Here is a 5785-nt window from a genome sequence, read left to right as displayed (position 1 = left end):
TGGTCGGCGCGGGGGCGGCCGGGGCGGGAGCGGGACTCTCGCCCGTGCCCGGCACGGCCGGCGGGGGCGGGAGCGCCGCCGAGGCGGACGGCTGTCCGGCGAGCGGGCTGCCGGCCTCCACGAACGCGGCGGCGTCCGACCGGGCGGGGCCGTCCGTGGGCCCGGCGACGGCGGCGGTGTCCTGCGGCGCGCCGTTCCGGTCGGACCGGACGACCGCCGCCCCGGCGGCCCCGGCCATGCAGAGCAGGGTCAGGGCCGTCACCCCGGCCAGCGCCCGCAGGCGGCGCCCGACCCGCGGGGCGCGTCCGGCCTGCGGGGCGTGTCCGGTCCGCGGGGCGTGTCCGGCCTGCGGGGCACGTGCCGCGACCGGCCGGGGCCGGGTCCCACTCCCTGTCCAGGACGGGGACGGGCCCGGCGACGGCGCCGCCTCCACCGCGGTGAGGGCGCGGCGTGCGGCGGTGGCCATCGTCGCCGCGTCGGGCCAGCGCTCACCGGGTTCCTTGGCCATCGCCCGCTCGACCAGCGCCCACACCGGCGCGGGCACCTCCCCGGGAAGCGGCGGCACGGGCTCCGTCAGGTGCTTGAGGATCACCTCGAGGGCGGTCTCCCCCTCGTACGGGAGCCGGCCGGCGAGACACTCGTAGAGGACCACGCCGAGCGCGTAGAGGTCGGCCGAGGCGGTGACCGTCCCGGTGGAGGCCTGTTCCGGCGCCTGGTAGGCGGCGGTACCCAGCACCATCCCCGGGACGGTCGTCCGGGCGTCGCAGTCGGGCCGGGCGATGCCGAAGTCCGCAATCACCGTCCGGTCGCCACGGACCATCAGGTTGGCCGGTTTGATGTCCCGGTGGACCACCCCGGACTCGTGCGCGGCCTCCAGCGCCTCCAGCACCTGCAGGGCCAGCTCCAGGGCCTCCGCCACCGGCAGGGCTCCGCGGCGCTCCAGGACGGCGCTCAGCGGTTGCCCTTCGATCAGCTCCATGACCAGGTAGCCGACCGGGCGCCGACCGTTCGCGGCGCCGGCCCCGGCGTCAGGCCCGTGGTCGGGCCCGTGGTCGTCGCCGAGCCCGCGGTCGTGGTCGTGGCCGGGCCCGCGGTCGTGCCCGTAGTCGTACACGCCGACGATGCCCGGGTGCCGCAGCCGGGCCATGACCCGGGCCTCGGCGTGGAAGCGCTCGGCGAAGCCGGGCTCGTCCAGCAGGGCGGGCTTCACCACCTTGACCGCCACCCGGCGGCCGAGGACCTCGTCCTCGGCGAGCCACACATCGCCCATCGACCCGCCGCCCAGCCAGTCCACCAGTCGGTAGCGGTCGGCGAGCACGGTGCCGCGCATGCATCTCCCTGAATCGAGCCCGAGGACCGGAGCGGATCCGGGGACCGGCCCGGTTCCCCGGGCGTGCCCTGGTCCGGGCGCACTCCGAGGATCATGACACCGGCAAGTCAACTACTGAATTCCCATCATATGAACCGCTCTCGGCTCGGGCCATCACCGGCCCCCGCCCCCCGGCGGGCCGGCGGCGGGCCCGGTCTCCTCCGGCGGCGTGCGGGGCGCCGGATTCGTCGTTCGCCCACGGACGGTGCGACCGGGAGGCGTCTCCGCCCAGGTCGCGGGCAGCCGACCGTGCACGGACGACCTTCGCTCCACGGCCCGGTGAACCGCCCCGCCCGGCGCCGCGAACAGGCGGCGGACCGGCGGGCTTCCACGGACTTCCGCGGGCTTCTGCGGGTTCTGCGGGCGGTTCCGGTGCGAATGCCGACGTACCACCGCATAGCGTTCCGGGGTTTGCCCCTCCCCCAGGGGAAGGCGGCACAGTGGCGGGCGTGCAGCAGAACGTGATCACCATCGGCGAACTCGCCGCCCGGACCAGGCTCAGCCTCAAGGCCCTGCGGCTCTACGACGAGCGGGGGCTGCTGCCGCCCGCCCTGGTCGACGCGCGCACCGGGGTGCGCCGCTACGGCCCGGCGCAGGTCGAGCGGGCCCGGCGGATCGCGCTGCTGCGCGCCGCCGGGCTGCCGCTGGCGCGGATCGCGGCCGTGCTGGACGCGGCCGTGCCGGACCCCGACGCGGACGCCGACGCGGACGCCGACGCGGACGCCGACGCGGACGCCGACGGCAACGCGGGCGAGCGGGAGCTGCTGGCGTACTGGCGGGAGCGGGAGGCCGAGCACGCGGCCCGCCGGGAGGCGGTGGGCTACGCCCGGGAGGTTCTGAGCGGAAGGAGCACCACCGTGTTCGAGATCGCCGAGCGCGACGTGCCCGAGCAGCGGGTGCTGTTCGTGCGCCGGCACGTGGACGCCGCCGCGCTGCCCGGCTTCCTCGCCGAGGCCGGCGAGTTGCTGCTCGGCCGGCTGCGGGAGGTCGGCGCGTGCCTGTCCGGACCGCTGTTCGCGGTGTACCACGGCCTGGTGGGCGAGGACTGCGACGCCCTGGTCGAGGTCTGCGCCCCCACCCCGAACGACGTCGGGCCGCACGGCCCGTTCGCGGTGCGCATCGAACCCGCGCACCGCGAGGCGTACACCGCCCTGACCCGGCGGGGCTTCGCCGCGATGGCCGCCGCCCACGACGCGGTGGGCGCCCGGGCCGCCGCCCGCGGGTACGGGCGGGGCGGGCCGAACCGGGAGGTGCACTACCCGAACCGGGCGACCGCCGGACCGCAGGAGCACGTGGTGGACGTCGCCGTACCGCTGGCCGCGGGCCGGTAGCCCGCGACCCCCGGCCGGGGGTTGACGGCGAGCCGACGCGGGGCCCGCCACGGCCCGTCGGGGATGACGCAGCGGGGTCGCCCCCGTACGGACGGGCACCGCCCGAATGTGGAACGGGTCACAGTTCCAGGGCTGTTGGGGGCCGCGGGTGAGAAGGGTCACGCCCGGAGCGCTTTCGCGGCCCGCGGCGGCGGCCGCCCCCGGCAGGACTGGGCGGGCGCCGTTCCGGCACGGGCGAAGGGCCTGTCCGCTTCGGGACCTTGGTCGCGAATCCCCTCGACCTTCGGCCCGGTGGCGGCCCCGCGGGGCCGGGGCAACCGTGGACGGTCGCCCGTTGTGACCGGGCGATGGCGCCGTCCGAGGTGGGCGGCGTCTTCCCCTGCCGTCTACCCGGCGCACGGTGCGCAGTGCGTGCCGTACGCTCCGGAGGACCCCCAGCACATGTCCCAGACCATCGACAACGCCCCGTATACCGCGTTCCACCGCAGGCTGGCCCTGGCCTGTTCGGGCGGACCCCTGCTCGACGGCTACATCCTGAGCATCGTCGGCGTCGCCCTGATCGGGATGCGCCCGGACCTCGGGCTGTCCACCGCCGAGGTCAGCCTGATCGGCGCCGCCGCGCTGGTGGGAATGTTCGTCGGCGGCGCGCTCTTCGGCGTGCTGACCGACAAGATCGGCCGGGAGGTGATGTACACCGCCGACCTGCTCGTGATGGTCGCCTGCTCGGTGCTCTCCTTCTGGGTGGACGCGGTGTGGGCGATCGCCGTGCTGCGCTTCGTGCTCGGCATGGCCGTGGCCGCCGACTACCCCATCGCCACCTCGCTGCTCGCCGAGTGGCTGCCCGCCAAGAAGCGCGGCCGCCTGCTCGGGCAGCAGATCGTCGCCTGGTACGCCGGCTCGGTGCTCGCCTACGTGGTGGGCTACCTGTTCCTGGAGCTGGCCGGGCCGGGCAGCTGGCGGTGGATGCTGGCGAGCTCCACGGTGCTGTGCGTGGTGTTCCTGGTGATCCGGCGCGGCTCGCCGGAGTCCCCGCGCTGGCTCGCCGCCAACGGGCGGGTCGGTGACGCGGTGCGCGTGGTCGAGAAGCACCTCGGGGTCCGGGTCGACGGCCGCGAGCTGATGCCCGATCCGGCCGAGCGCGGCCGCCCCGCCGGGCTGCGCCTGCTGATGACCCAGCCCTACCGGCGCCGCACCCTGTTCTGCGGCCTGTTCTTCATGTGCCAGGTCGGCCCGCTGTTCGCGATGCTCACCTTCGGCCCGCAGATCCTCTCCTCCTTCGGCATGCCGGGCGGCACCGTGATGGAGACCCTCGGCACCGGCCTGATCAGCCTGGTCTTCCTGCTCGGCTGCTACCCGGCGCTGCGCCTGATCGACACCCGCGGCCGGCGGCCCGTCATCATCTGGTCCTTCGCGCTGATGACCGTCCCGCTGGCGCTGCTGGGCGTGTGGCCCACCGCCCCGGCCGCCGTCGCGCTGCTGGCGCTGTGCGCGTACGCCTTCCTGTGCGGCGGGCCGAACGTGCTCGACTGGACCTACCCCAACGAGCTGTTCCCCACCGAGATCCGTGCCACCGCCGTGGGCGTCGCCACCTCGGTCAGCCGGATCGGCGCGGCCGTCGGCACCTACCTGCTGCCGCTGTCGCTGACCGGGCTCGGCACCGGCCCGACCATGCTGATCGCCGCCGGGACCACCGCCGTCGGCCTGCTGGTCTGCGTCCTGTGGGCCGAGGAGACCCGCGGCACCGCCCTCGGCGCCTCCCCCGCGGCCGCCGCCGGCGCCCCGCGCCCGGCCCGGGCCGCCGTCCCCACCCAGCGGGTCCCGCAGACGGCGCGCTGACGGCCGCCGCGCACGGCCCCCGCGTCCCGCTTCGACGGCGCCGCCCGGTTCCCCGGGCGGCGCCGTCCGGCGTTACGGGGTGCCGACCCTTGCAAGTCCCTGCGTGCGCAACTATTGTTTGCGAATGTAAATGCAGCTGCAAAAGTTGCATGCTCGTCCTTGATTAGCCTCTGCGTCCTGGCGTCAGCCGCCCCACCGGGAGTCCGACATGAGCACCTCTCTCTTCGCCCCGTTCACCCTGCGGTCCCTGACCGTCCCCAACCGCATCTGGATGCCGGCGATGTGCCAGTACAGCGCCGCCCCGAACGGGGACGCGGCCGGCGTGCCCACCGACTGGCACTTCGCCCACCTCGCGGCCCGCGCCGCCGGCGGCACCGGGCTGATCATCACGGAGGCCACCGCGGTCAGCCCCGAAGGACGCATCAGCCCGTACGACCTCGGCATCTGGAACGACGAGCAGGTCACCGCCTTCCGCCGGATCACCGACTTCCTGAAGAGCCAGGGCACCGTCCCCGCCATCCAGCTCGCCCACGCCGGACGCAAGGCCTCCACCGAGCGCACCTGGATCGACCGCGGACGCCCCGTCACCCCGGACGAGGAGCACGGCTGGACCCCGGTCGGCCCCAGCGCCGACGCCTTCTCCCCCGCCCACACCACCCCGGACGAGCTGACCGAGGAGCAGATCGGCGGGATCGTGCGGCAGTTCGCCGACGCCGCCCGGCGCGCGCTCGACGCCGGCTTCCAGGTCGCCGAGGTCCACGGCGCCCACGGCTACCTGGTCCACCAGTTCCTCTCCCCCGCGTCCAACCACCGCACCGACGGCTACGGCGGCTCCTACGAGGGCCGCATCCGCTTCGCGCTGGAGGTCGTCGACGCCGTCCGCTCGGTGTGGCCCGAGGACCTGCCGGTCTTCTTCCGCGTCTCCGCGACCGACTGGATCACCGAGAACCCGCAGGACGGCCGCGAGGGCTGGACCTCGCAGGACACCGTCCGCCTCGCCAAGGAGCTCCGGGCCCACGGCGTCGACCTGCTCGACGTCTCCACCGGCGGCATCGTCCCCGACGCCCGGATCGAGGCCGGGCCCGGCTTCCAGGTGCCCTTCGCCGAGGCCGTGCGCCGCGAGACCGACCTGCCGGTGGCCGCCGTCGGCCTGTCTACGGCGGGCCGGAGAACACGCCCGAACTGCTGGTCGCCGAACGGGCGGGCGCGACGGTCGGATTCATCTACCTCGTCCCGCAGCCGGACGGCG

At 75.4% G+C, this 5785-nt stretch carries 4 protein-coding genes; 3 read left to right on the top strand and 1 reads right to left on the bottom strand.

All coding sequences use genetic code 11. The annotated features are described in order from the left end of the window. A partial coding sequence (locus ACIQOV_RS24100) for a serine/threonine-protein kinase (RefSeq protein ID WP_401051619.1) occupies window positions 1-1330 on the bottom strand: 1330 nt, incomplete at its 3' end. Window positions 1331-1818: 488 nt separating this feature from the next. Here ACIQOV_RS24100 and ACIQOV_RS24095 point away from each other — a divergent pair. From ACIQOV_RS24095 to ACIQOV_RS24085, 3 genes are all read left to right on the top strand, one after another. Further along, window positions 1819-2700 (top strand): MerR family transcriptional regulator, encoded by an 882-nt coding sequence (locus ACIQOV_RS24095; protein WP_401051616.1) that lies wholly within the window; start codon window positions 1819-1821, stop codon window positions 2698-2700. Between the two features lie 441 nt (window positions 2701-3141). Continuing rightward, on the top strand, window positions 3142-4536 hold the full coding sequence (locus ACIQOV_RS24090; protein ID WP_401051614.1) for an MFS transporter: 1395 nt from the start codon (window positions 3142-3144) through the stop codon (window positions 4534-4536). A 208-nt stretch (window positions 4537-4744) separates the two neighbouring features. Next, a partial coding sequence (locus ACIQOV_RS24085; RefSeq protein ID WP_401051613.1) for an NADH:flavin oxidoreductase/NADH oxidase occupies window positions 4745-5785 on the top strand: 1041 nt, incomplete at its 3' end.

The sequence above is a fragment of the Kitasatospora sp. NPDC091257 genome, assembly GCF_044757675.1.
Taxonomy (GTDB): Bacteria; Actinomycetota; Actinomycetes; order Streptomycetales; family Streptomycetaceae; genus Kitasatospora; species Kitasatospora lactacystinica.
Note: the sequence above shows the minus strand (reverse complement) of the source record. Positions and strands in the feature narration are given on the sequence as shown.